This window comes from Streptomyces sp. NPDC052107 (assembly GCF_040680215.1).
GTDB lineage: Bacteria > Actinomycetota > Actinomycetes > Streptomycetales > Streptomycetaceae > Streptomyces.
The window spans coordinates 55,498-79,533 of the sequence record NZ_JBFAWG010000001.1; the positions used below are offsets into that span (position 1 = coordinate 55,498).

20 protein-coding genes are annotated in these 24,036 nt (G+C 70.9%); 10 read left to right on the plus strand and 10 right to left on the minus strand.

The window, feature by feature from the left end; genetic code table 11:
* Positions 1 to 539: 539 nt before the first annotated feature.
* Positions 540 to 899, minus strand: coding sequence for an ATP-binding protein (locus AB0M27_RS00270; protein ID WP_365716273.1), 360 nt, complete (start codon positions 897 to 899; stop codon positions 540 to 542).
* Complete coding sequence (locus tag AB0M27_RS00275; RefSeq protein WP_365716275.1) at positions 896 to 1,120, minus strand: hypothetical protein; 225 nt, start codon at positions 1,118 to 1,120, stop codon at positions 896 to 898. The genes AB0M27_RS00270 and AB0M27_RS00275 overlap by 4 nt, the downstream gene beginning before the upstream one ends.
* 111 nt (positions 1,121 to 1,231) lie before the next feature.
* On the opposite strand from AB0M27_RS00275, the gene AB0M27_RS00280 reads away from it, so the two are divergent.
* Entirely contained in the window at positions 1,232 to 2,095 is an 864-nt protein-coding gene (locus AB0M27_RS00280; protein ID WP_365716277.1) for a helix-turn-helix transcriptional regulator, read from the plus strand.
* Entirely contained in the window at positions 2,067 to 2,354 is a 288-nt protein-coding gene (locus AB0M27_RS00285) for a DUF397 domain-containing protein (RefSeq protein WP_365716279.1), read from the plus strand. Before AB0M27_RS00280 ends, AB0M27_RS00285 begins: the two co-directional genes overlap by 29 nt.
* 55 nt (positions 2,355 to 2,409) lie before the next feature.
* Here the strand turns inward: AB0M27_RS00285 and AB0M27_RS00290 are convergent, their stop codons facing one another.
* The 3 genes from AB0M27_RS00290 to AB0M27_RS00300 all read right to left on the minus strand — a co-directional run bounded on the left by AB0M27_RS00290 (position 2,410) and on the right by AB0M27_RS00300 (position 5,905).
* On the minus strand, positions 2,410 to 4,347 hold the full coding sequence (locus AB0M27_RS00290; protein WP_365716281.1) for a S53 family peptidase: 1,938 nt from the start codon (positions 4,345 to 4,347) through the stop codon (positions 2,410 to 2,412).
* Between the two features lie 245 nt (positions 4,348 to 4,592).
* Entirely contained in the window at positions 4,593 to 5,228 is a 636-nt protein-coding gene (locus AB0M27_RS00295) for a DUF305 domain-containing protein (protein ID WP_365716283.1), read from the minus strand.
* Entirely contained in the window at positions 5,228 to 5,905 is a 678-nt protein-coding gene (locus tag AB0M27_RS00300; protein WP_365716285.1) for a DUF3105 domain-containing protein, read from the minus strand. Before AB0M27_RS00300 ends, AB0M27_RS00295 begins: the two co-directional genes overlap by 1 nt.
* 153 nt (positions 5,906 to 6,058) lie before the next feature.
* Between AB0M27_RS00300 and AB0M27_RS00305 the strand changes: the two genes are divergently transcribed.
* Entirely contained in the window at positions 6,059 to 6,511 is a 453-nt protein-coding gene (locus AB0M27_RS00305) for an Rrf2 family transcriptional regulator (RefSeq protein ID WP_365716287.1), read from the plus strand.
* 85 nt (positions 6,512 to 6,596) lie between these two features.
* Positions 6,597 to 7,643, plus strand: coding sequence for an FAD-dependent monooxygenase (locus tag AB0M27_RS00310; protein ID WP_365716289.1), 1,047 nt, complete (start codon positions 6,597 to 6,599; stop codon positions 7,641 to 7,643).
* Positions 7,644 to 7,695: 52 nt separating this feature from the next.
* Here AB0M27_RS00310 and AB0M27_RS00315 read toward each other — a convergent pair whose 3' ends face one another.
* Positions 7,696 to 8,880, minus strand: a complete 1,185-nt coding sequence (locus AB0M27_RS00315; protein ID WP_365716291.1) for a globin domain-containing protein — start codon at positions 8,878 to 8,880, stop codon at positions 7,696 to 7,698.
* Between the two features lie 304 nt (positions 8,881 to 9,184).
* Between AB0M27_RS00315 and glnA the strand changes: the two genes are divergently transcribed.
* Positions 9,185 to 10,546 (plus strand): type I glutamate--ammonia ligase, encoded by a 1,362-nt coding sequence (gene glnA, locus AB0M27_RS00320; RefSeq protein ID WP_365716293.1) that lies wholly within the window; start codon positions 9,185 to 9,187, stop codon positions 10,544 to 10,546.
* 157 nt (positions 10,547 to 10,703) lie between these two features.
* On the plus strand, positions 10,704 to 11,813 hold the full coding sequence (locus tag AB0M27_RS00325; RefSeq protein WP_365716295.1) for a SpoIIE family protein phosphatase: 1,110 nt from the start codon (positions 10,704 to 10,706) through the stop codon (positions 11,811 to 11,813).
* 21 nt (positions 11,814 to 11,834) lie between these two features.
* On the opposite strand, the gene AB0M27_RS00330 is transcribed toward AB0M27_RS00325, so the two are convergent.
* Positions 11,835 to 12,494: an NAD(P)H-dependent oxidoreductase gene (locus AB0M27_RS00330; RefSeq protein ID WP_365716297.1), complete on the minus strand. Its 660-nt coding sequence runs from the start codon at positions 12,492 to 12,494 to the stop codon at positions 11,835 to 11,837.
* Positions 12,495 to 12,881: 387 nt separating this feature from the next.
* On the opposite strand from AB0M27_RS00330, the gene AB0M27_RS00335 reads away from it, so the two are divergent.
* From AB0M27_RS00335 to AB0M27_RS00345, 3 genes are read left to right on the plus strand one after another with little or no spacing between them, the layout of a single operon-like run.
* Positions 12,882 to 13,712 (plus strand): FAD binding domain-containing protein, encoded by an 831-nt coding sequence (locus tag AB0M27_RS00335; RefSeq protein ID WP_365716299.1) that lies wholly within the window; start codon positions 12,882 to 12,884, stop codon positions 13,710 to 13,712.
* Positions 13,709 to 16,426: a molybdopterin-dependent oxidoreductase gene (locus tag AB0M27_RS00340; RefSeq protein ID WP_365716301.1), complete on the plus strand. Its 2,718-nt coding sequence runs from the start codon at positions 13,709 to 13,711 to the stop codon at positions 16,424 to 16,426. Before AB0M27_RS00335 ends, AB0M27_RS00340 begins: the two co-directional genes overlap by 4 nt.
* Before the next feature lie 5 nt (positions 16,427 to 16,431).
* On the plus strand, positions 16,432 to 17,406 hold the full coding sequence (locus AB0M27_RS00345; RefSeq protein WP_365716303.1) for an antibiotic biosynthesis monooxygenase: 975 nt from the start codon (positions 16,432 to 16,434) through the stop codon (positions 17,404 to 17,406).
* A 13-nt stretch (positions 17,407 to 17,419) separates the two neighbouring features.
* Here the strand turns inward: AB0M27_RS00345 and AB0M27_RS00350 are convergent, their stop codons facing one another.
* The 3 genes from AB0M27_RS00350 to AB0M27_RS00360 are packed head-to-tail and all read right to left on the minus strand — an operon-like array spanning position 17,420 to position 20,584.
* Positions 17,420 to 18,439, minus strand: a complete 1,020-nt coding sequence (locus AB0M27_RS00350; protein WP_365716305.1) for a TolB-like translocation protein — start codon at positions 18,437 to 18,439, stop codon at positions 17,420 to 17,422.
* Positions 18,436 to 19,695 carry an MFS transporter gene (locus AB0M27_RS00355; RefSeq protein WP_365716307.1) on the minus strand — a complete coding sequence of 420 codons (1,260 nt, stop codon included), beginning with the start codon at positions 19,693 to 19,695 and terminating at the stop codon, positions 18,436 to 18,438. The genes AB0M27_RS00350 and AB0M27_RS00355 overlap by 4 nt, the downstream gene beginning before the upstream one ends.
* 1 nt (position 19,696) lies before the next feature.
* Positions 19,697 to 20,584, minus strand: coding sequence for an alkaline phosphatase family protein (locus tag AB0M27_RS00360; RefSeq protein WP_365716309.1), 888 nt, complete (start codon positions 20,582 to 20,584; stop codon positions 19,697 to 19,699).
* Between the two features lie 405 nt (positions 20,585 to 20,989).
* Between AB0M27_RS00360 and AB0M27_RS00365 the strand changes: the two genes are divergently transcribed.
* Positions 20,990 to 23,989 carry a bifunctional [glutamine synthetase] adenylyltransferase/[glutamine synthetase]-adenylyl-L-tyrosine phosphorylase gene (locus AB0M27_RS00365; RefSeq protein ID WP_365716311.1) on the plus strand — a complete coding sequence of 1,000 codons (3,000 nt, stop codon included), beginning with the start codon at positions 20,990 to 20,992 and terminating at the stop codon, positions 23,987 to 23,989.
* The last annotated feature ends 47 nt before the right edge of the window (positions 23,990 to 24,036 follow it).

Below are 24,036 nucleotides of genomic sequence, written 5' to 3' on the forward strand. Positions count from 1 at the left end.
CCGGCGTGCCGCCACTCCGCGAGCGCGCACGACCCGCCCTCCGGAAGTCGCCGAACCGGCCCGGCGTGCCGCCACTCCGCGAGCGCGCACGACCCGCCCTCCGGAAGTCGCCGAACCGGCCCGGCGTGCCGCCACTCCGCGAGCGCGCACGACCCGCTCTCCGGAAGCCGCTGAACCGGCCTGGCGTGTGCCACCCTGCGACCGCGCCCCCCACCCTCCGATCGCCGCTAAGGCCACCCGGCGTGCAGGCGAGGTGCGACTGCGCCCCCCAACCCGCCGATCGCCGCTAAGCCCACCCGGCGTGCCGCCACTCCGCGAGCGCGCCCCCGCAACCCAGGGCGCGTGCGCAGCCGACCTAAGGGGCCAACCCCGGTGAGGCGGCCACTTTCCCGGGCTGCCCGCTCGCTTCTTGCCCGGGCTGGAGTGAGGTGTGTCAAGGGTGGCCCGGAGGGCCATCGCCGAAGGCGACGCGCAGCGCCCTTGACGCACCTCACGTAAGCACGACACTGGCCGAAGAAGCGGGCGGCCACACGGCAACTTCACAGCTCGCACCACACCGTCTTCCTGTCCGGCCACTGCTCCACGCCCCACCGCTCGGCGAGCGCGGCGAGCAGCGCCAACCCTCGTCCGGACTCCTCCACTTCCGTCGCGGACAGCAGGACAGGCAGGGCGCGCGGGGCGGGGTCGGTCACTTCGATGCGGGTACGGGGGCCCTGATCCGCCGCCGTACCCATGACTCGTACGGTCACCGGTGTGCCCTCGCCGAGGTGGTCGATGACGTTCGTCAGTAACTCCGTCGCACACAGCCGGACCTCGAAGTCGTGTCCACGGAGCCGGTGGCGCAGCTCCGGCGCGGCCTTCGGTGTGGCGAGCAGACGGAGTTCGAGCACTGTTCTCACCGGCCCGCCGTCTTCCTGAGCGCGGCGGCCAGCGCCCGCGCCGTCGCCGTGTTGCAGTTCCCGAGCGTGACGAGTCCGGCGGGCTTGGCGTACGTACCCGCGAAACCCGGCAGATCCACGCGGAGGGACGGGAGCGTGATGCCGTGCAGGGCGAGGGCGGTGCGGAGGTCCTCTACGCAGAGGGTGACGTCGTAGGCGGTGGGGGAGTGGTTGTCGGGCATGGAGAGGGCAACCTTCTGTGCGTTGTGTGACGAACACCTCACAGACTGTCGCCCCGCTGGCTACCGTAAAAGAGGTTTGGCGTTCGCGACCGGGGCAGCGAAAGGTGAGCGATGGCACGGCGCAAGGACATCGACGGCTCGATGAGCGTCCCGACCTTCTACGGCAAGGAGTTGCGGTGGAAGAGGGAGGCGGCGGGCCTGTCGCTGGAGGCGTTCCTCGAGGGCAGCTTCTACGGCAAGACCTACCTCAGCGACATCGAGCGCGGGGAACGCAGACTGCCGCTCGACCTGGCTCGGCATGCGGACCGGGTACTGAAGACCGACGGCTTCTTCGAGCGGCATTGCGAGGATGTCCGGAAGGCGCGGAGGGGGCCGCATGCCGCGTACTTCGAGAAGGTCCTGGAGGCGGAGAAGTACGCGGAGTCCATTGAGGAATGGTGCGCCGTCACGTTTCCTGGGCTGCTCCAGACGGCGCCGTACGCACGAGCGCTGGTCCGGTCGGCCCACCCGGCGGCCTCCGACGAGTGGGTCCAGGAGAAGGTGACCGCCCGGCTCGCTCGTGCCCGTCTCTTCGAGGAGGACCACTCCACCCCGGAGTACTGGGCGATCCTGCACGAGTCGCTGATCGTGGACCCGATGCTGCCGCCGCTGGAGATGGCCGAACAGTTGGACCGAGTCGTGGAGTTGGCCGAGCGGCGCCGGATCACTCCGCAGGTCGTTCCGCGAACGTGCAGGGCGTATCCCCTGATGGCCGCCTCCATCAAGGTCATGACGTTTCCGGACGCGCCACCGCTGCTCTACATCGAGGCGTCGTACAGCGGGGACACCATCGACGATCCGGCCCTCGTGAAGCAGTACCGCAAGGCATACGATCGGCTCAGGGCCGTCGCGCTGTCACCAGACACGTCCCTCGCCATGATCAAGTCAGCGGCAGAGGATTACCGAAATGGCAAGCAACCGGGTCGACTTGAGTGAAGCGCTCTGGTTCAAGAGCAGTTACAGCAACGGTGACGGCGGGGATTGCGTCGAGATCGCGAGCGACTTCCCCGGCGGCGCCCTCTGGCGAAAGTCGAGCTACAGCAACGGTGACGGCGGCAACTGCGTCGAAGTAGCGGACGGTATCCCCGCCCTCATCCCCGTACGCGACTCAAAGTTCCCCAGCGGCCCCACTCTCCTCCTCACCCCCACCGCCTGGACCCCCTTCATCACCGCGCTGAAGTCGAAGTCCGCGTAACGCAAAGGGGGCGCGAGGTCACCAGACCCCACGCCCCCCACTCCTCAGCGGAGCGTCAGTGCTTGCGGTACGACTGCACGTACCCGTTCGCCGGCGAACCGACACCCGTCACGTCGTCGTAGCCCTTGACCGCTGACAGGGAGCTGTCCTTGCCGAGGGTGCGGGCCGAGTAGATCAGGCCGCCCGACGCGTCGAAGCCGTTGGCGAAGTCCACGCGGGCGACCGCCAGGCCGGAGCCCGTCGGGTTGTCCGTGACGTCGTGGAAGACGCCCTTGGCGTACTTGGCGTAGATCGTCGGGTTGGCGAAACCGATCGCCTTGCCGCCGCGTGCCTCCTGGGCCAGGGCCTGGACCGCCGCGATGACCGGAGCGGCGAGCGAGGTGCCGCCGATGCGGTACTCGCTGTACTGCTCCGAGCCGTCCGGGAAGGACTGGGTCTGGCCGACCAGGAAGCCGGTGTTCGGGTCGGCGATGGCCGCGATGTCCGGGACGACGCGGTTGCCGTCGGCGCTGTTGGCCTTGGCGAGTGCGTCGGGGACTACACCCTTCTGGTAGTACGGCTCGGCGACCGTCTTGCTGGTGCCGCCGCCCGCGCCCGAGGTGAAGGCGCCGGGGAAGTTGGTCCAGCTCTTGCCGTCGGCCGACAGGGTCGCCTTCTCGGTGCCCCAGCCGGTCTCCCACTCGTACGTGTTGCCCTTGCCCACGGCCAGCGACGTACCGCCGACCGCGGTCACCCAGGCGGAGTTGGCGGGGGTGTCGACCTGCTTCGTCCCGGTGTGGGCGACCTCGTCGCCGTTGTCACCGGAGGAGAAGTAGAAGCCGATGCCCTGCACCGCGCCCAGCTGGAAGACCTGGTCGTAGGCGGCCGCGAGGTCCGGGGTCTGGTTGGCCTCGATGTCGCCCCAGGAGTTGGAGACGATGTCGGCCAGGTGGCTGTCGACGATCTTGCTGAGCGAGTCCAGCAGGTCGTCGTCGTAGCAGGAGGCCGCACCGACGTAGGTGACGTCGGCGGACGGGGCGACCGCGTGCACGGCCTCGACGTCGAGGGTCTCCTCGCCGTACCAGCCGGCCGCGCCGCACTCCTTGGTCTTGGTGTAGTTCTTCGGCAGCACCTGGTGCAGCTGGCCGGTCTTCCAGGCGGCGTCACCGTGCTTGACCGCGTACGTGCCCGCGTCGTAGGCGATCGTCGGGGACGCGTACGCGTCCGTGATCGCGATGCGGACACCCTTGCCGGTGTAGTCGCCGGCGCCGTAGGCGGCGCGCAGCTGCTCGCCGGTGTAGCCCTTGATCGCGTACGGGATCTTGCCGCCGTACGCGTCCGGGAGCGTGGTCGCGATGTTCGAGCCGTAGTACGAGGAGAACGGCCCGGAGTTCTTGAACACGGCGTCCGGTGGCGGCAGCTGGTCGTCGTGGTTGGCCTTGTGCGGGGCGTTGTCCAGGCCGGTGACGGTCAGGACGGCGCCCTTCAGGCCGGCCGGCACGGTGGCCGACTGCGCCGGGGCGCGGTAAGTCGCCGAGCCCTTGGCGAAGTTGTGCAGCTGGGTGCCGAACGCCTTCTCGGCGGCGGCCACGTCACCGGAGACGGCGACGTAGTGCTGGGTGACCTCGGTGACCTTCAGACCGGCCGACGTCAGCCAGGACTTGACGGCGGCCACCTGGGCCTTCGTGGCCCCGAAGGCGGCCTGCGCCTTCTTGGCGCTCAGGTACTTGCCGTAGAGCGGCGAGCTGGGGTCGGACACGGACTTGGCGTAGGCGGCGAGGCCCGCCGCGTCCTTGCCGGCCAGGTAGACCCGGGCGTTCACCTGGGCGCTGTTCGAGGTCGCGCCCTTGTCCGCCTTGGCCGTGGCCCAGAGCGGCTTGGTGCCCTTCAGTGCCTCACGGGCGGGGCTGTCCGCGGCGTTTGCCGCGGGTATGCCCAGCGCCAGCGCGCCGGCGACCATGGGCAGCGTCGCTGCCATGCTCACGGCGCGCAGCTTGGCGCGGTTGGATCTCATAGAACCCCCTGCGATGCGGTTCGCATGCATGTAGTGGCTGGTACGTCATGCGTCCGCGCACCGGCCCGCGGCGGTTCGGCCGGCGAATGGATCACACGATGGGGTCACTCTTTCGATGAACCGTTCATGCCAGGGGAACGAAAAGGTCAAGAGAAGCCCAAGTAGCCGTCAGATAGGGCGAATTGCGCCTTTCGTGCCTCACGGTTGTGTAACGGAAATGTGTGGCGGCTGTTCAGGTCCGCCGCTCAGGAACGCGGCTTCGCGCCCCGCTCCTTGAGCATCTGGGCCATCACCTGGAGCTCGCCCTGCTGCGCGTCGACCATGCCCTGCGCGAGCCGCTTCTCCACGCCGACGGTGCACTTGGCGACACAGCCCTCGGCCATGTGGATCCCGCCCTTGTGATGGTCCGTCATCAGCTGGAGGTAGAGGATCTCGGCCTGCTCGCCGTTCAGCGACTGGAGCTTCTTCAGTTCCGTGTCGGTCGCCATGCCCGGCATCAGCGAGCCGTCCCCGCGCTCGGGCATGTCGCCCATGCCCATCCAGGCCATCGGCGGTTTCTCCGACACCTTCGGCAGCCCCCACAGGTCCAGCCAGCCGAGCAGCATGCCGCGCTGGTTGGCCTGCGTCTGCGCGATGTCGTAGGCGAGCCGCCGCACTTCCGCGTTCCGCGTGCGGTCCCGGACGATGTACGACATCTCGACGGCCTGCTGGTGGTGCACGGCCATGTCCCGCGCGAACCCGGCGTCCGCCGACTCCGCGCCCGGCGTTTGTACGGCCGAGCCGCCGCTCCTGTCCTCGGCGACGGCGTAGGTGATGGCGCCGGCCGCGACGAGAACCGCCGCCGCGGCTCCGGCGATCCAGCCGACGTGCCGGCGCTTCACTACATCGCCCCGCTGGTGCAGGCGGCGCCCGGCTCCGGGGTCTGCGGGCCCTGGACGTAGGCGGCGAAGAACTTGTTCACCTCGGGGTCGTCCGCGCTCTTGACGGTCACCTGGTGGCCCCAGGCGGACAGGATCAGCGGCGCCGCCTGGTTCTCGTACGGGCTCATCAGCGAATACGGCGTCTTCTTCACCTTCGCCGCCAGCGCGTCGACGTCGGCCTTCTTCGCCTTGCTGGTGTACGTCACCCAGACCGCGCCGTGCTCCAGCGAGTGCACGGCGTTCTCGTCCTGCAGGGGCTTGGTGTAGACGGTGCCGTTGCAGGTCGCCCAGATCGGGTTGTGGTTGCCGCCGACCGGCGGGTGCATCGGGTACGACACCTTGGTCTGGACGTGCGTCCGCGCCAGCTTGCCGGACCAGGTCTGCACGCCGTCCTTGCCGGTGGTCCAGTGCCCGGAGTCCCCGGAATTCCCGGAGGCCTTGGAGTCGCTCGCCGTGTCCTTCTTCTTCCCGGACTGGGAGTTCACGAGGACCACACCGCCGACCACGAGGCCGGCGACGACCACCGCGCTCGCGGCGATGGTGAGCACGCGGTTGCGGCGCTCGCGCGCACGCTCGGCACGGCGCATCTCCTCGATGCGCGCCTTGCGCGCCGCGCTGCTGTTCTTGGCGGAACCCATGAGGTGTCCTTCTGGGGGAAAGGGCCGGCAACGGGAAGGGTGGGGCCCGCTGATCGTAATGGGGAAGGGTGCGGCTTCCGTAGACAGGGCACGGCAAAGAGGCGACCGAGGCAAAAATTTGAACCGTGGATGCGCATTACCTACGCTCGTGGTATGCGGCTCCTGCGCTCCACCGACCTGGCCCTGCGCGTCCTGATGCGACTGGCCGTGGCCGCCGACGCCACGCCCACCACCCGCCAGGTCGCGGCGGACATGGACGTGCCCTACACGCACGCCGCGAAGGTCGTCGCCGAACTCCAGCACCTGGGCCTCGTCGACGCCCGGCGCGGCCGGGGCGGCGGCCTCGCCCTCACCGCCAAGGGCGGTACGGCCTCGGTCGGCGCGGTGGTGCGCACCTTCGAGGGCGAGGGCGACGTGGTCGACTGCGAGGGTACGGCGGGTACGGCCCCCTGCCCCCTGAACTCCGCCTGCCGTCTGCGCGGTGCCCTGCGCCGGGCCCAGGAGGCGTTCTACGCGGCGCTGGACCCGGTCACGATCGACGAACTCGTCACCGAGCCGACGGGCCCGCTGCTGCTGGGCATCTCCCGGGGCCCGCGGGGCGGTTGACGCCGGTGGCCGAAAGTCGTGTTGATCGCGGGGCGGACCTGATGAAGGCTGGTACCCGACTTGATCACGATGACGGGGGTATGTCATGAAGGTCCTCATCTCCGGCGCGAGCGTCGCAGGTCCCGCGCTCGCCTTCTTCCTGCACCGCGACGGCCACGAGGTGACCGTGGTCGAGCGCGCCTCGGCGCCGCGCGACAGCGGCTACGCAGTCGACTTCCGGGGTGGGGCCTTCGACGCGCTGGAAGACCTGGGGATCCTTCAGGAGGTGCGCGGGCACGCCACCGGGATGCGCGGCACCGATCTGCTGGACGCCGACGGCAACCGCGCGGGCGAGCTGCCCGCCGAGGTCTTCGCCGGTGAACTGGAAGTGCCGAAGCGGGAGTTGACCCGCATCCTGCACGAGCACACGCGGGACGCGGTGCGCTACGTCTTCGACGACTCCATCAACGCCATCGAGCAGGACGCCGACAGCGTCCGGGTCGGCTTCGAACGGGCCGCACCGGACACCTTCGACCTGGTCGTCGGCGCCGACGGCATCTACTCAGTGGTACGCCGCCTGGTCTTCGGCCCGCACGGCGAGGCGATCCGGCACCTGGGCCTGTCGGGCGTGGGCTTCACCTCACCGAACCGGCTGGGCCTGGACCACCGGGGCGCGCTGTGGCAGACCCCGGACCGGGCGGTCTACGCCTTCAGTACGGCCGACCCGGAGCGGATGTCCGTCAGCCTCTCCTTCGCCAGCGACTCGTCGAAGCTGGACCTGCTGGACCGCGCGGAGCAGGAGCGGATCACCCGGGAGCGGATGGCCGGCGCAGGCTGGATCGTGCCCCGACTGCTGGATGACATGTCCGCCGCCGAGGACCTCTACTTCTCGTCGGCCTGCCAGGTCCACCTCGACCACTGGTCCGAGGGCCGGGTCGTGCTGGTGGGCGACGCCGGTTACTGCGCCGCCCCCACCTCGGGCATGGGCACCTCCCAGGCCCTGATCGGCGCCCGCGCCCTCGCCCGGCACCTCGCGGAGTCCGGCGGCGACCACACCAAGGCCTTCGCCGCCTACGAGCAGGAACTGCGCCCGTACGTGGCGGAGAACCAGGAGATCGGCCGCGAGGGCGCCCGCCGCTTCGGCGCCGAGTGATCCGGAGGCCGTAGGGCCCATTCCCCGCACCCCTTCGGCGCGCTGCCGCTGCTCAGCCCTGGGCCAGCCACAGGTCCGGACCGAACACCTCGTAGTGGATGTCGGCCGGGGCCACGCCCTTCTCGATCAGCTGGGCCCGCACCGCGCGCATGAACGGCAGCGGGCCGCACAGGTACGCGCGCGTGCCGGCCGGTACGGCGATGTCGGTGAGGTCGACCAGGCCGGTGCGGGTGCCCGGCTCGGCGTCCCGCTCGTAGAAGAAGTGCACGGACGCGCCCGCGAGCTTCCCGGCGTACGTCCCGTGGTCGGTGCGCAGGGCGTGGTCGGCGGGGGAGCGGTCGCCGTGGACGACGGTGACCGGGCCGCCGTGCCCGCTCGCCGCGAGGTCGGCCAGCATCGCGGTCATCGGGGTCACACCGATACCGGCGGAGGCGAGCAGCAGGGGGGTCTCGGCGTCGGCGTCCAGGACGAGGTCGCCGTACGGCTCGGACAGGTCCAGGACGTCACCGACCCGCACGCGCGCGTGGAGGCGGTTCGAGACCTCGCCGTCGGGCGCCGCGTCGTCGCCGGTCACGCGCTTGACGCTGAACTGGCGGAGGGTGTCGCCGGGCGCGCCGGACAGGCTGTACTGCCGTATCTGCCGGGCGCCGTCGGGCAGCTCGACCTGGACGGAGACGTACTGGCCGGCGCGGAAGTCGCGCACCGGCCCGCCGTCGGCCGGGCGCAGCCGGAAGGTGACGACGTCCGCCGTCTCCTCGACGCGTTCCACGACCTCCCAGAGGCGGCGCTCGGTGCTGCCGCTCTCCTCGTACAGCCGCTTCTCGATGGCGATGAGCGCGTTGGCCATCAGCCAGTAGACCTCGGGCCAGGCGGCGACCTCGGGCGTGACGGTCTCGCCGAGAACCTCGGCGATGGCGCAGAAGAGGTGCTCGTGCACGATCGGGTAGTGCTCGGGGGACACGCCCAGAGAGGCGTGCTTGTGGGCGATGCGGCTGAGCATCGCGTCCGGCCGCTGGTCCGGGTGGTTCACCAGGTACGTGGCGAAGGCGGCGATGGAGCCGGCGAGGGCCTGCTTCTGGGCGCCGGAGGCCTGGTTGCCGCGGTTGAACAGGTCCCGCAGCAGTTCGGGGTGGGCGGCGAAGAGGCGGGCGTAGAAGCGCTCGGTGATCTCGCCGATGGCCGCGCCGACTGCGGGAAGGGTGGCGCGGACGGTGGCTGCGGACTGCTCGGTCAGCATCAGGACTCCTTGCATCTCAACTGATCCGACCGTCAGAAAAGTTGCATCTGAGATGCAAATTAAACGGGCGTGGCATCGCTCACGTCGGGAGCGGACCGGCCATTACGGATGTCGGTCCGAACAGGCAAGATGGGCGACACGGCAGTACATCTGCCGTACGAGAGGCGTTCAGGCCGAGGATGCGTCCGCGATCAAGGTCCGCAACGCGCATGAAATGGTGTTGTGGTGGGATGCTCAGGTGCCCGACCGCCTCCCGCGGGACGGGGGACAGGCGGCCTGACCAGCAAGGATGGGGTAGCGGAAGATGGACAAGCAGCAGGAGTTCGTGCTCCGGACGTTGGAGGAGCGCGACATCCGGTTCGTACGCCTGTGGTTCACGGACGTGCTGGGCTTCCTGAAGTCCGTCGCCGTGGCCCCCGCCGAGCTGGAGCAGGCCTTCGACGAGGGCATCGGCTTCGACGGCTCGGCCATCGAGGGATTCGCCCGGGTCTACGAGTCCGACATGATCGCCAAGCCGGACCCGTCCACCTTCCAGGTCCTGCCGTGGCGCGCGGAGACCCCCGGCACCGCCCGCATGTTCTGCGACATCCTCATGCCGGACGGCTCCCCGTCCTTCGCGGACCCCCGCTACGTGCTCAAGCGCGCCCTGGCCCGCACCTCCGACCTGGGCTTCACCTTCTACACCCACCCCGAGATCGAGTTCTTCCTGCTGAAGGACCGCCCGCTGGACGGCTCCCGCCCCACCCCGGCCGACAACTCGGGCTACTTCGACCACACGCCCACCAACGTCGGCATGGACTTCCGCCGTCAGGCGATCACCATGCTGGAGTCGATGGGCATCTCGGTGGAGTTCTCCCACCACGAGGGCGCGCCGGGCCAGCAGGAGATCGACCTGCGCTACGCCGACGCGCTCTCCACGGCGGACAACATCATGACGTTCCGCCTGGTCATGAAGCAGGTGGCGCTGGAGCAGGGGGTGCACGCGACCTTCATGCCGAAGCCTTTCTCTGAGCACCCCGGCTCCGGCATGCACACGCACCTCTCCCTCTTCGAGGGCGACCGCAACGCGTTCTACGAGTCCGGCGCCGAGTACCAGCTCTCCAAGGTCGGCCGCTCCTTCATCGCGGGCCTGCTGCGGCACGCGGCGGAGATCTCCGCGGTCACCAACCAGTGGGTCAACTCCTACAAGCGCATCTGGGGCGGCTCCGAGCGCACGGCCGGCGCCGGCGGCGAGGCCCCGTCGTACATCTGCTGGGGCCACAACAACCGCAGCGCCCTGGTCCGCGTTCCGATGTACAAGCCCGGCAAGACCGGCTCGGCCCGCGTCGAGGTCCGCTCCCTGGACTCGGGCGCCAACCCCTACCTGGCCTACGCCGTCCTCCTGGCGGCCGGCCTGAAGGGCATCGAGGAGGGCTACGAGCTCCCGCCCGGCGCCGAGGACGACGTCTGGGCCCTCTCCGACGCCGAGCGCCGCGCGATGGGCATCGAGCCCCTCCCGCAGAACCTCGGCGAGTCCCTGACCCTCATGGAACGCAGCGACCTGGTCGCCGAAACCCTCGGCGAGCACGTCTTCGACTTCTTCCTGCGCAACAAGCGGCAGGAGTGGGAGGAGTACCGCTCGGAGGTCACGGCGTTCGAGCTGCGCAAGAACCTGCCGGTGCTGTAAGCGCAGGTCAGGGCGGGTTTCCGGCGAAACGAACCCACGGGGCCGACGGTCGTGGACCGTCGGCCCCGTCGCGTCTGCCGAGGGCTCATGGGGCCGGCTGGGACCCTCCCTCGTATCGTGAAAAGAGACGCAGCCGCGGTGGCAAGGCAGGAAAGTCATGAAGGTACCGGCGGTCGACTACGCGGCGGTGTTCCAGGCCACTCCCGGAGCGGTGGCGCTGGTGACCCCGCAGCTGGTCTTCGTGGACGCCAACCCGGAGTTCTTGACCCTCAGGGGCCTCCCCCGCGAGCAAGTGGTCGGTCGCTTCCTGCCCGAGGACCGCCCCGACAAGGACCCCGCCGAGCCTCTCCTGCTCAGAATTCTGGCGTCACTGCGCCGGGCGGTGGAAACCGGTGAGCGCAGCATCGTAGCGCTGCAGCGCTTCGACATGGAGGACCCCGACCAGCCCGGGGTAGCGCACGAGCGGTATTTCAACATGACCAACATTCCCCTGGTCGGACCTGATGGGCAGGTGACGCTGCTGCTGCACCGGGTGGAGGACGTCACCGAGCTCTTCCGCGCCCGGGAAGTCGCGCTGACCTTGCAAGAAGCCATGCTGCCCGCTCCCCGGCCGGTCGGTCGGCATCCGGCGGCCGTACGCTACCGGCCCGCCGCCGAAGCGCTGAATGTGGCCGGCGACTGGTACGAGCTGGCCGATCTGCCCGGCGATCGCATCGTCGTCGCCGTCGGCGACGTCGTCGGTCACGGCCTGCACGCCGCCGGCGTCATGGGACAACTGCGCAGCGCCCTCACCGCCGCCTCCCTCGCCGCCGAAGGCCCCGCCCGCGCCCTGGAAATCCTCGGGCTGTACGCCCGCACCGTCGACGGCGCCGAGAACACCACCGTGGCCACGGCATTCGTCGACTGGGAGGCCCGCACCATCACGTACAGCAGCGCCGGCCACCCCCCGCCCGGGCTCCTACAGAGGGACGGGACCGTCCAGTTCCTGGACCAGGCCACCGACCCGCCCCTGGCCGCCCGCCCTCAACACGCCCCCCGGGTCCAGGCTGTCACGGCCTTCCGCGAGGGCGCCGTTCTCGTGCTCTACACCGACGGCCTGATCGAACGCCGCCACGAGGACATCGACACCGGCCTCGCCCGGCTCGCCGACTCCCTGGCGCGCCACCGGGCGGAAGAGCCCGAAGCCCTCGCCGACGCCGTGCTCGACGACCTGCTCCCACCCGGTGGCGCCACCGACGACACCGCCCTGGTCATCGTGCGCCTGTGAACCCGGCCCGCTGCGTTCGCGTCACGCCTCGGCCCGTTGGGTGACGGCTGCCTCGGTGCGGTCTCCCAGGAACTCGTACCACCGGCGTTCCAGACAGACGTAGCGCACGTCCGCCTCGACGAGGCTGAGGAAACCCGCCACGGTATCGGTGAGACGTCGCTGCAGCCCGGGGTCGGCCAGCGTTCCGTCCTCGGTGAAGGCCTGGTAGCTGTTGGCCACACTGAACATGTCCGGGTAGACGCGGGTGCCCAGGTGTTCCAGGGGAATCCTCAGGGCCCACAGCCCGCGGTTGCCGCCGACCAGGGACGGCGAGGCGGAGACGAGCAGCGCGTGCTTGGTCTTGAACGGCTGCGGCCGGATACGGGAGACCCAGTCGATCGCGTTCTTCAGTACTCCCGGCACGGAGGCGTTGTACTCCGGCGAGGAGATGACGAAGGCGTCGCTCCGGTCGAGTCGGTCGCGCAGGGCGAGGGCGCCGCGCGGCAGCCCCTCGCCGGCCTCCATGTCGCCGTCGTACAAGGGCATGTCGAAGTCGCGCATGGCGGCCAGGTCGACGGTGGCACCGGTGTCGGAGATGAGTCGGGCCACGAGTGAGGCGAGGCGGGCGTTGGCCGAATCGGCCCGCAGCGCCGCACCGAAGACCAGGAATCGCAGCGGGCCGGGAGACGTGTCCGTGGGCATGGGGTCGTCCTCTTGTCGTGGGCACGCGCTTCCGGCGAGGCGGCCCCGATGACCAGTGTGGTTCCGCGAGAGCCGACGCGCGACCGACAGCCCGGAGCCGGCCGGACCGATGGTTCGGCTACCCGCCGGGGCCGCCGGGGGACCAGGGACCATCGCACATCCGTGCTGGTCAGCCCCCTGCCCGGACGCCGGCGCGAGTGTCCGGGTGTGCGGCTACGCGCTGCTCTTCTCGCTCCGAGGGCCGTCGTCGGCACGCTGGGATACGCTGGCCGAAAGCGTAGTCACAGACATATGTACCCGCGGGTCGTCCATGAGCGGGACAGCAATTCCCACGGTGTCACGGGACATCCGTCTGCCGTGGGTCTTTTTCTCCGTAGGTCGTTTCTCATGGACCTCAACACCATCACCGAAGTAGTCCGGCAGCCGTCCGATCGTCCGGGCGAGGACTGGCACAACGGCGATGCCTGGCTCGCCGGCGGAACCTGGCTCTACTCCGTCGAGCAGCCGGACCTGCACCGGCTGATCGACCTCACGGCCCTGCGCTGGGAACCCCTTGTCCCGACGGTCGACGGCGGACTCGAGATCAGCGCCACCTGTACGATCCGCGATCTGCACGCCTTCGCCTGCCCCGTGGACTGGACCGCGGGAATTCTCCTCCGCGCGAGCTGCGAGGCCTTCCTGTCCTCGTTCAAGGTCTGGAACGCGGCGACCGTCGGCGGCAACATCTGCATGTCCCTGCCGGCCGGACCGATGATCACCCTGACGGTGGCGCTGGAGGCGCAGTACGAACTGTGGGCTCCCGACGGCTCCGTACGCGTCGTCGACGCCCTCGACTTCGTGACGGGCGAGCACCGCAACATTCTCGCTCCGGGAGAGATCCTGCGGCGTGCCACCGTTCCGGCGCACGCGCTGCGCAGACGCACCGCGCACCGCCGCTTCTCCCTCACCCGGCTAGGCCGTTCGACGGTGTTCCTCATCGGTACCCAACGGCCGGGAGGGGCCGATCTGTTGCTCAGCGTCACCGCCGGTACCACGCGGCCCGTCCGGATCGCCTTCGACGTCGTACCCGACGCCCGGACTCTGCGGCAGAGCATCGACGCCCTTCCCGCCGACGTCTGGTTCGCCGATCCCAACGGGACGCCCGACCACCGTCGCCATCTGACACAGCACTTCGCCGAAGAGATTCGCCGTGAACTCCTGGCTGGGGACCTGGCATGACCTACCTCGTGAACGGCAACAAGTTCGACCGGGAACCGGCACCCGGCCAGTGCCTGCGCACCTTCCTCCGTGAACTCGGGCACTTCGGCGTCAAGAAGGGCTGTGACGCGGGCGACTGCGGCGCCTGCACGGTGTGGCTGGACGGCGAACCCGTCCACAGCTGCATCACCCCCGCGTTCCGGGCGGACGGCCGTGAGGTGACCACGATCGAGGGCCTGGGACGGCCCGGCGCCCTGCATCCCATGCAGCGCCAGTTCCGCGACGCCCCGGGGTTCCAGTGCGGTTTCTGCACCGCTGGGATGATCATGACCTCGGCGGCCTTCACCGAGGAGCAGAAGGCGGATCTGCCGCGGGCGTTGAAGGGCAACCTCTGCCGCTGCACCGGCTACCGGGCGATCGAGGACGCGGTGCGGGGCGTCGGCGCGGTGGAGACGGCCGCGCCGGGCAAGGCCGTCGGGACGAGCGTCGGCGCCCCCGCGGGCCAGGACGTCGTGACCGGTCACGCCGAGTTCACCATGGACACGCACATCGACGGCCTGCTGCACCTCAAGGTGCTCCACTCGCCGCACGCGCACGCCCGGATCCTCTCGGTCGACAAGAGCGCCGCACTGGCCGTGCCCGGCGTGCACCGGGTCTACACCTGGCAGGACGTACCCCGCAGACTCTTCACCACGGCGATCCACACCGACCACCTGGTGGACCCGGCCGACACGTACATCCTCGACGACACGGTCCGTTTCGTCGGCCAGCGCGTCGCCGCCGTCCTGGCCGACACCGTCGGGGCGGCGGAGGAGGGCTGCCGGCGCCTGGCCGTCACCTACGAGGTGCTTCCGCCGGTGTTCGACCCGGAGCAGGCGATGGCCGACGGCGCCCCCCAACTGCACGGGTTCGACGACCCGTTCGTCCGTGACCCCGTCCACAACATCCTGCTGGAACTCCACTCGCACATCGGTGACGTCGAGGCGGGGTTCGCCGCCGCCGACGTGATCCACGAAGGCACGTACTTCTCACCGCGGGTGCAGCACGGGCACCTGGAGACCCACGGCTCGATCGCCTGGATGGAGGACGGCCGGCTGAACGTCCGCACCAGTTCGCAGTCGCCGTCCATCGCCAAGGGCAAACTGGAGCACTTGTTCGGCCTGCGCCCCGACCAGGTACGGGTGTTCTGCAAGCGGGTCGGCGGCGGCTTCGGCGGCAAGCAAGAGGTGATCTCGGAGGACCTGGTCGCGCTCGCCACCCTGGACACCGGGCGGCCCTCCTGCCTCGAGTACACCCGGGAGGAGGAGTTCACCACGGCCTCGCCGCGGCATCCGATGACCCTGACGGTCAAGCTCGGAGCGAAGGCCGACGGCACGCTGACGGCCTTCCAGGTGCGCAACGTCTCCAACACCGGCGCCTACGGCAACCACGGTGGCGAGACGGTGTACGCGGGCGGCGCCGCCGTCATGATCTACCGCTGCCCCAACAAGAGGTACGACGCGTACTCCGTGTACACGAACACGGTGCCGAGCGGTGCCCTGCGCGGTTACGGGATGACCCAGCCGGCGTTCGCCGTGGAGTCGGCGATGGACGAACTGGCCCGCGCCCTGCACCTCGACCCGCTGGAGCTGCGCCGGCGCAACATCGTGCGGCCGGGCGAGCCGCTGGTCGCCCTGCACGAGGGCCCCGACGACGTGCTCTTCACCGAGGACGGGCTCGCCACCTGCATCGACCTCGTGGGCGACGCCCTGGCCCGTACGGCCGGCCAGCCGCCGCCCGGACCCGAGTGGCTCGTCGGAACCGGTGTGGCGAGTTCCCTGCACGAGACGGCGCCCCCGACCGAGCACCTCTCCGAGGCCTGGGTCACGCTCGGCGACGACCTCATCTACGAACTGGCCGTAGGAACGGTGGAGTTCGGGGAGGGCACCTCCACGGCCCATGTCCAGATCGCGGCGAGCCAGCTGGGCACCACGCCGGCCCGGATCCGACTGGTGCAGTCCGACACCGACCGCACGGGATTCGACACCGGCGCCTTCGCGAGCGCGGGCCTCTTCGTGGCGGGCAACGCCGTCCTGCGCGCGGCCGGCGCCGTGCGCGACCGCATCCTGGAGTTCGCCGCGGCACACACGGGCGTGCACGTCGTGCTGTGCTCCATGGACGACGACGGCGTCGTCTGCGGGGACCGCCGGGTGTCGCTGGCCGAACTCGTCGCGTCGGCGCGAGCGCGCGGCATCCGGTTCGCCGCCGCCCGCAAGGCGTACGGCTCGCCCCGCAGCGTCACCTCCAACACCCAGGGGTTCCGGGTCGCCGTCCACCGGGTGACGGGCGAGATACGGATCCTGTACAGCGTGCAGGCGGCGGACGCCGGAGTGATCATCAACCCGGCGCAGGTCCGCGGACAGGTGGAGGGCGGCGTCGCCCAGGGGATCGGCTTCGCGCTGACCGAGAACCACCACGTCGACGACAACGGCGCGATGGCCAACCCGAACTTCCGGAACTACCGCATGCCCACCTACGCGGACGTCCCCCGTACCGAGGTTCTCCTCGTGGACTCGGCGGATTCGGTGGGGCCCATGCGCTCCAAGGGCATGGCGGAGTGCTGCATCAACCCGGTGGCCCCCGCGCTGGCGAACGCGGTCCACGACGCCACGGGCGTCCGCTACCGCGCGCTGCCGCTGACACCGGAACGGATCTACGGCCGACTCCACGCACAGCAGTCGGTGCCGGCAGGTTGAGCACCATGAACACCACGAAGAACGTCGCCGCCGCGGCCACGGCGATCATCGGGCAGAAGGTCCTGCCCGGCATGGAGAAGGAGTACGAGACCTGGCAGGAGGACCTGAACGACGCCGCCGCCTACTACCCCGGCTTCCTCGGCGCCGAGATCTCGCCGCCGACCCCCCTGCAACCCGACTGGGTCGTGGTGTACCGCTTCGACTCGGTCGCGCACCTTCAGACCTGGATCAACAGCGCGACCCGGCAGACGTACCTCGACGTCGGCAGCAAGTACTTCGACGGCCCGGCGACCCAGCAGGTGGTCAGCAGCGGCACGCAGTCACTGGATCCCCTGGTGACCGTGGTGGTCACCCACCGCGTCCACCCGGACCACGTCGACGACTTCCTCGAGTGGCAGCATCACATGGTCGAGGAGGAGAGCAAGTTCGAGGGGTTCCGCGGGACCGAGCTCTTCCGCCCCGTCGAGGGACTGCAGGAGGAGTGGACCACGCTGTACCGCTACGACACCGCCGAGCACCTCGACGCCTGGCTCACGTCGCCGCAACGGCAGAAGATCCTGGCCGCGGGCGAGAAGTTCAACGACTTCAAACTGCGCACGATCGACAACTCGTTCGGCAGCTGGTTCGCCTTCGAGGGCGACGGCAAGGAGGCACCGCCGCCGCCCTCCGCGACCAAGACCTCCCTCGCCGTCTGGGTCGGCCTGTACCCGACCGTCGTGCTGCTGACGCTCGCGCTGTTCCCGCTGCACCTGCCGCTCTGGATCGGCCTGCTCGTGGGGAACCTGCTGTCGAGCTTCCTCATGAGCTTCCTCACGATGCCCTTCTACGTGAACCCGCTGCTCGGGCGGTGGCTGCGCCCGCCACCGGGCGAGGCGGTGGTCAGAACCAACGTCCGCGGCCTCGCCGTGGTCGCGGTGGCGATGGTCTTCTGGGCCGCCGTCTTCTATCTCGTCACGGTCCGGTTCTGGACGCTGCCCTGACCCGTCCGCACGGTCAGCCGACATACGCGGCGGACACCGCGGCCGAGGCGATCCGGCGCGGGGCCCCGGAGCCGTCCGCGGGAACCGTGTAGAGGTCCGCGCCGAAGTCCCCGGGCAGGGCGTAGACCAGGGTGTGCGCATCGCGCCACACCACCTGGTCGTCGACACTGCGGGACTCGGCGAGCGGGGTCTCCCGCAAGGTGCGCAGGTCGAGCACGTACAGATGCCAAGGGGCGTCCTTCGGCAGCCCCGCGACCCGCTTCTTGTAGGCGATCCGCGTGCCGTCGGGCGAGAGGGACGGACACTCGACGTTCGTGTGCACAGTCGTGACCGTGCGGGCGCGCAGATCACCTCGTACGAGATAGGTCTTCCCCTGCGTCGCCAGGGTGGCGTAGAACGTGCGGTCGTCCGCCGCGAACGTCACGCCCCAGAAGTTGGCGTCCGCCGCGTGGTAGGTGTGCCCGTCCCTGACGACGCGGAAGGCCTCCAGGGACGGGATCAGCTCACCGCTCCTCGTGTCCACGATCGCCGCACGCGTGGAGAAGTTCGTACCGGCGTAGGAGTCGCCGCCCACGAACGCCGTCCAGGCGGCGAAGCGGCCGGTGGGGGAGACGCGGGCGCGGGACGGGATGCCGGGGACGTCGTACCGGTGGACGGTGCGCAGGCGGGCGTCCAGGATCAGTGCCCGGTAGGTGTCCGAGACCGGGCCGTGCACCGCCTGCAGACACACGCCGGTTCCGGAAGCGGTGTAGAAACGCAGGCACTTGACGCCGGAGGCGGTACGCGGACCCGACGGATCGGACGCCGGAACGCTGACGATCTCGTCCCGGTGCGGCCCCCAGGCCATGTTCCGGAACTCCATCACCCCGCGCCCGGTCAGCGCCACCGTCCCCGGCGTCACCCGGGGGCCGCCCGCCTGGGCGTGGTCACGGCGGTCGGCCCGGGCCGAGGCGTGCAGCACGGACGCCAGTCCCACCGCCGCGAGCACGGCGACGGCGCCGACCAGGATCAGGACGCGGTTGCGTATGGTCATGCGGGCACCGTCCCCTTCGGGCGCAGGGTGAGGGAGAAGGCGGCACACGCGGCCAGCGCCACCGCCGCGCCCGCCAGCGCCGCCCGGTCGCCCCACACCGTCCAGGCCGCGCCGAACAGCAGCGAGCAGGCGAACCGGGCCAGCGCCTGCCCGGTCTGCACGAGGGCCAGCCCGGACGAGCGCAGCGCCTCCGGCACCCCGTCCGAGGCCGCCGCCATCAGCACCCCGTCGGTGGCCGCGTAGAAGGCGCCGTGCAGGGCGAGGACGACGTACGGCAGGGCCGAGCCGTGCCACGCCGTGAGCAGCAACGCATACGCGACCAGCAGGGCACCGTGCCCGGCGACGAACACCGCCCACCGGCCCACCCGGTCCGCGAGCCGCCCGAGCGGCACCGCCAGCAGCAGGAAGGAGGCGGCCGTACCGAGCGGCAGCAGCGCGAACCACCGGTCCGGGACGCCGAGCCGGCGCTGGAGCAGCAGATAGACGAACGAGTCACTGACCGTGGCCAGACCGAGCAGCAGCGCGCACACCGCGATCCGCCGCAGCCCACGCCGCCGCAACAGCGCCACCGCACCCCGCAGGGTGGGCCGCTCGTCCGCGACCGCGCCACCGCGCCCGCCCGGCACGAACAGCACCAGGACCAGCACGCCCAGCACAGCGACACAGAAGCTGACGGTGAACACCGCGTCGTATCCGTCGACCGTCGCCCGCAGGATCAGGAAGGCCACCAGCGGGCCGAGCAGCGCACCCGCCGTGTCCATGGCCCGGTGCACACCGAAGGCGCGCCCCCGGGACTCCGCCGTACTCGACAGCGAGATGAGGGCGTCCCGGGGAGCGGTCCGCAGGCCCTTCCCCGTACGGTCGGCCGCGAGCACCAGACCGATCGGGGTCAGCGAGTGCGCGACCAGCAGCAGCGGCTTGCACACGGCCGAGACCGCGTACCCGAACCCGGCGACCCACTTGTGCCGCCCGCCACCGCGATCCGCGAGGTGCCCGCCCACAAGCCGTACGACCGCGGAGAACCCGTTGTAGACGCCGTCGAGCAGGCCGAAGCCCAGCGGGGACAGGCCCAGCCCGCTGACCAGGTACAACGGCAGCACGGCCGTGACCATCTCGGACGACACGTCCGTCACCAGACTGACCGTTCCGAGCACGAGCACGGTCGGGGCGATCGCGGCACGGCGCCGCCCGGCCAGTGGCCGGACGGCACCGTCCGCGGACGCCGGCGTACTCGCGCGGCTGTCCGCTACGTACACGTCAGGACGCCCAGATGCCGGTGATGTCCTTGGCGGAGGCCGCGTTGCCCGCGTGCGAGGTCAGCCCCTGGCTGTCCTCCAGGGTGCGCAGCAGGTCGTAGTGGTTGTACGTGGTCGAGCTGGACGACCCGTCCGTCACCGGCTGCCCGTACAGCACGGTCGGGATCCGGTTGCCGCTCAGCCGGTTGTCCTCGTCGAACGTGACGACGAGCAGGCTGTTGTGGGTCTTGGCCCAGGTCGCGTAGGCACCCAGGTTGTTCTTCAGCCAGGTGTCACCGGTGGACACCGAGCAGTCGTGCATGTCGCTGCACAGGTTGGGGACCACGTACGACAGCTGGGGCAGCTGGGTGTAGTCGGTGGGGAACTGGGCGAACGTCTTGGCGCTGGACGTCGGCACGTTGCTGAACCCGAACCACGGGTTGTGCTTCTGGGCGTACTTGCCGCTGGTGCACACGGTCGAGCCCTGGCTCGGCAGGGTCTCGTTGTAGCTGGCCCAGGTGCGGCCGGCGGCGATCAGCTCGGACGCCAGGTTGGGGGCGGAGGAGAACCCCGGCGTGACGCAGCTGTCGTCCGTGATTCCCTGCGTCGAGCCGGAGAACATGGCGTAGTAGTTCGGCTGGCTCGGGTGGGTCTCGGCGTACGACTGCGTGAGGTTGGCACCTGACGACTTCAGCGAGTTGATGTACGGGGCGCTGGAGGAGCCGATGACCTGGCTGTACGCGTGGTTCTCGAAGACCACGACGACGACGTGGTCCGGGCTCGGCACGGCGCCCGCGGCGTGCGCGGACTCCTCGCCGATCCCGGTCCACAGCCCGAACGCGGCCGCGGCGAGCGCCGCTGCAGACGCCACGACGGTACGGGCACGGCGGTACACGGAACTGCCGGACACATCAACCTCCGGTTGGGGGCGGGACGGGGTTGGCGGTGCGGACAGAGCATGCACACGCCAACATTCCCCCGCCGCACGGCACCCAACCGGGAGAATGAAGACCGGATGAACTACTGCCCGCGGCCGCGCACGGCGGGAAGGGGACGTGCCGGGCGGTGTCCGCCCGCCGCGGACATAGGACACGCACCCGCAGGGCCACGCATCGTAGGAACCACGCAGGACCTCGCACCCGCAGGCGACTCCCACACACCGGCACCCCACACCGGCCCAGCACGGGCCCCCACTCGCACCCGACCCAGCCCCCGCAGGACCCACACCCGCTCGGCGAAGCCCCCCCGCCCCCCTCCGGTTAGGCTCTGGCCAGGACGATCCCGATCCGAGACGCACGCAGGGGAGGCCACGGAGATGACGCCGGGGCGCAGAAGCAGTACCTTCACCCGCCTGCTCCGACACGGCTTCACCGACCCCTCCGCCGCAGAGCGCCTCCTGGACGGCCCGGAGCTCACCCCCGTCCGCAACGACCCCGTCCTCCTGGAAGCCCTGGGCGCCACCGCCGACCCCGACCTCGCCCTGCACGGCCTGGTCCGCCTCCTGGAGGCCCAGGACGGCCCCACCGCCCACCGCGAACTGCTGGACACCCTCATCGCGGCCAAGCCGCTGCGCGACCGTCTCCTCGGCGTCCTCGGCGCCTCCGCCGCCCTCACCGACCACCTGGCCCGCCACCCGAGCGACTGGCACGCCCTGGTCACCTACGAGCCCCGGGACCTGCACCCGGGCGTCGAGGAGTTCGAGCGCGGCCTGGCCGGGGCCACCGACCCCGTCTCCCTCCGCGTCGCCTACCGCCGCTGTCTGCTCTCCATCGCCGCCCGCGACGTCTGCGGCACCACGGACGTCGCCGAGACGGCCGCCGAACTCGCCGACCTCGCCACGGCCACCCTCCGCGCCGCCCTCGCCATCGCCCAGGCGAACGCCCCCGGGGACGCCGCCGCCTGCCGCCTCGCGGTGATCGCGATGGGCAAGTGCGGCGGCCACGAACTGAACTACGTCTCCGACGTGGACGTGATCTTCGTGGCCGAGGCGGCCGACGGCACCACCGAGGCCAAGGCCCTCACCTCGGCCACCCGCCTCGCCTCGCACCTTATGCGGATCTGCTCCGAGACCACCGTGGAGGGCTCCATCTGGCCGGTGGACGCCAACCTCCGCCCCGAGGGCCGCAACGGCCCCCTGGTCCGCACCCTCTCCTCCCACCTCGCCTACTACCAGCGCTGGGCGAAGACCTGGGAGTTCCAGGCCCTCCTCAAGGCCCGCCCGGTGGCGGGCGACGCCGACCTCGGCCAGGCGTACGTCGACGCGCTCGAACCCCTGGTCTGGAAGGCGGCCGAGCGCGAGAACTTCGTGGCGGACGTCCAGAAGATGCGCCGGCGCGTGGTCGAGAACATCCCCGCGTCCGAGATCGAGCGCGAACTCAAACTCGGCCCCGGCGGCCTGCGCGACGTCGAATTCGCCGTCCAGCTCCTGCAGTTGGTGCACGGCCGCACCGACCGGTCGCTGCGCAGCGGCACCACCCTCGACGCCCTCCAGGCCCTGGCCGCCGGAGGCTACGTCGGCCGCGAGGACGCCGCCCGCCTGGACGAGGCGTACCGCTTCCTGCGCTCGATGGAGCACCGCATCCAGCTCTACCGCCTGCGCCGCACCCACCTCGTCCCGGTCGCCGAGGAGGACCAGCGGCGCCTCGGCCGCTCCCTCGGCCTGCGCACCGACCCGGCGACCGAGCTGATCCGGGAGTGGAAGCGGCACACCGGCGTCGTACGGCGGCTGCACGAGAAGCTGTTCTACCGCCCGCTGCTCGACGCGGTCGCCCAACTCGCCCCCGGCGAGGCCCGTCTGAGCCCCGAGGCGGCCCGCGAGCGCCTCGTCGCCCTCGGCTACGCCGACCCGGCAGCCGCCCTGCGCCACCTCGAAGCACTGGCGTCCGGCGTGACCCGCAAGGCGGCGATCCAGCGCACCCTGCTCCCCGTCCTGCTCGGCTGGTTCGCCGACTCCGCGGACCCGGACGCGGGCCTGCTGAACTTCCGCAAGGTCTCCGACGCGCTCGGCAAGACCCCCTGGTATCTGCGCCTCCTGCGCGACGAGGGCGCGGCGGCCGAGAACCTGGCCCGAGTGCTGTCGGCGGGCCGCCTCGCCCCCGACCTCCTCATGCGCGCCCCCGAGGCGGTGGCCCTGCTGGGCGACGGCGACGGCGGCGGCCTCGACCCGCGCGGGCGCGCCCACCTGGAGCAGGAGATCCTGGCCGGCGTGGGCCGCGCGGAGAACGCCGAGCAGGGCGTCACCGCGGCCCGCGGCGTGCGCCGCCGCGAGCTGTTCCGTACGGCCGCCGCCGACATCGTCGGCTCCTACGGCACCGAGACCAGCCCCGCCGAGGCCGACCAGGGCGCCCTCGTCGACCGGGTCGGCGCGGCGGTCTCCGACCTCACCGCCGCCACCCTCGCCGGCACCCTGCGCGCGGTGGTCCGGGACGGCTGGGGCGACACGCTCCCCACCCGGTTCGCGATCATAGGGATGGGCCGTTTCGGCGGCCACGAGCTGGGCTACGGCTCCGACGCGGACGTCGTCTTCGTGCACGAGCCGCAGGACGGCGTGGACGAGCACGAGGCGGCCGCCGCCGCGAACAAGGTCGTCGCCGAGATGCGCCGCCTGCTCCAGCTGCCCAGCGCCGACCCGCCGCTGCTCATCGACGCCGACCTGCGCCCGGAGGGCAAGTCGGGCCCGCTGGTGCGCACCCTGAAGTCGTACGAGGCGTACTACCGCCGCTGGTCCCTGGTCTGGGAGTCGCAGGCGCTGCTGCGGGCCGAGCCGGTCGCCGGGGACGAGGACCTGGGCCGCCGCTTCACCGAGCTGATCGCCCCCCTGCGCTACCCGCGGCGCGGCCTCGACGAGGACGCCGTCCGTGAGATCCGCCGGCTGAAGGCCCGTATGGAGTCCGAGCGCCTGCCGCGCGGCGCCGACCCGAAACTGCACACCAAGCTCGGTCCCGGAGGGCTGTCCGACGTCGAGTGGACCGTCCAGCTGTTCCAGCTCCGGCACGGCTGGGAGCAGCCCGGTCTGCGCACCACCCGCACCCGGGAGGCGCTGGCCGCCGCGCGCGAGGCCGGGCTGCTGTCCGCCGAGGAGGCGGAGATCCTGGACGAGGCCTGGGTGCTGGCGACGAGGGTGCGCAACGCGGTGATGCTGGTGCGCGGCCGGGCCGGGGACACCTTCCCCACCGAGCCGCGCGAGCTGTCCGCCGTGGGCCGCTACCTCGGCTACGGCGCCGGGCACGCCGGGGACATGCTGGACGCGTACCGCCGTACCACCCGCAGGGCGCGCACGGTGGTCGAGGAGCTGTTCTACGGCAACGGAGGGTGAGCTCCGGCCGGTGCCGCGGCGACGGAGGGTGACGCCCGGCCGGAGAG

Bases quoted from the DNA above. Each gene is read 5' to 3' on its own strand.
- AB0M27_RS00275 (WP_365716275.1), bottom strand. From the start codon at position 1,120: ATGCCCGACAACCACTCCCCCACCGCCTACGACGTCACCCTCTGCGTA.
- AB0M27_RS00280 (WP_365716277.1), top strand. From the start codon at position 1,232: ATGGCACGGCGCAAGGACATCGACGGCTCGATGAGCGTCCCGACCTTC.
- AB0M27_RS00285 (WP_365716279.1), top strand. From the start codon at position 2,067: ATGGCAAGCAACCGGGTCGACTTGAGTGAAGCGCTCTGGTTCAAGAGC.
- AB0M27_RS00290 (WP_365716281.1), bottom strand. From the start codon at position 4,347: ATGAGATCCAACCGCGCCAAGCTGCGCGCCGTGAGCATGGCAGCGACG.
- AB0M27_RS00300 (WP_365716285.1), bottom strand. From the start codon at position 5,905: ATGGGTTCCGCCAAGAACAGCAGCGCGGCGCGCAAGGCGCGCATCGAG.
- AB0M27_RS00305 (WP_365716287.1), top strand. From the start codon at position 6,059: ATGCGGCTCCTGCGCTCCACCGACCTGGCCCTGCGCGTCCTGATGCGA.
- AB0M27_RS00310 (WP_365716289.1), top strand. From the start codon at position 6,597: ATGAAGGTCCTCATCTCCGGCGCGAGCGTCGCAGGTCCCGCGCTCGCC.
- AB0M27_RS00315 (WP_365716291.1), bottom strand. From the start codon at position 8,880: ATGCTGACCGAGCAGTCCGCAGCCACCGTCCGCGCCACCCTTCCCGCA.
- glnA (WP_365716293.1), top strand. From the start codon at position 9,185: ATGGACAAGCAGCAGGAGTTCGTGCTCCGGACGTTGGAGGAGCGCGAC.
- AB0M27_RS00325 (WP_365716295.1), top strand. From the start codon at position 10,704: ATGAAGGTACCGGCGGTCGACTACGCGGCGGTGTTCCAGGCCACTCCC.
- AB0M27_RS00330 (WP_365716297.1), bottom strand. From the start codon at position 12,494: ATGCCCACGGACACGTCTCCCGGCCCGCTGCGATTCCTGGTCTTCGGT.
- AB0M27_RS00335 (WP_365716299.1), top strand. From the start codon at position 12,882: ATGGACCTCAACACCATCACCGAAGTAGTCCGGCAGCCGTCCGATCGT.
- AB0M27_RS00340 (WP_365716301.1), top strand. From the start codon at position 13,709: ATGACCTACCTCGTGAACGGCAACAAGTTCGACCGGGAACCGGCACCC.
- AB0M27_RS00345 (WP_365716303.1), top strand. From the start codon at position 16,432: ATGAACACCACGAAGAACGTCGCCGCCGCGGCCACGGCGATCATCGGG.
- AB0M27_RS00350 (WP_365716305.1), bottom strand. From the start codon at position 18,439: ATGACCATACGCAACCGCGTCCTGATCCTGGTCGGCGCCGTCGCCGTG.
- AB0M27_RS00365 (WP_365716311.1), top strand. From the start codon at position 20,990: ATGACGCCGGGGCGCAGAAGCAGTACCTTCACCCGCCTGCTCCGACAC.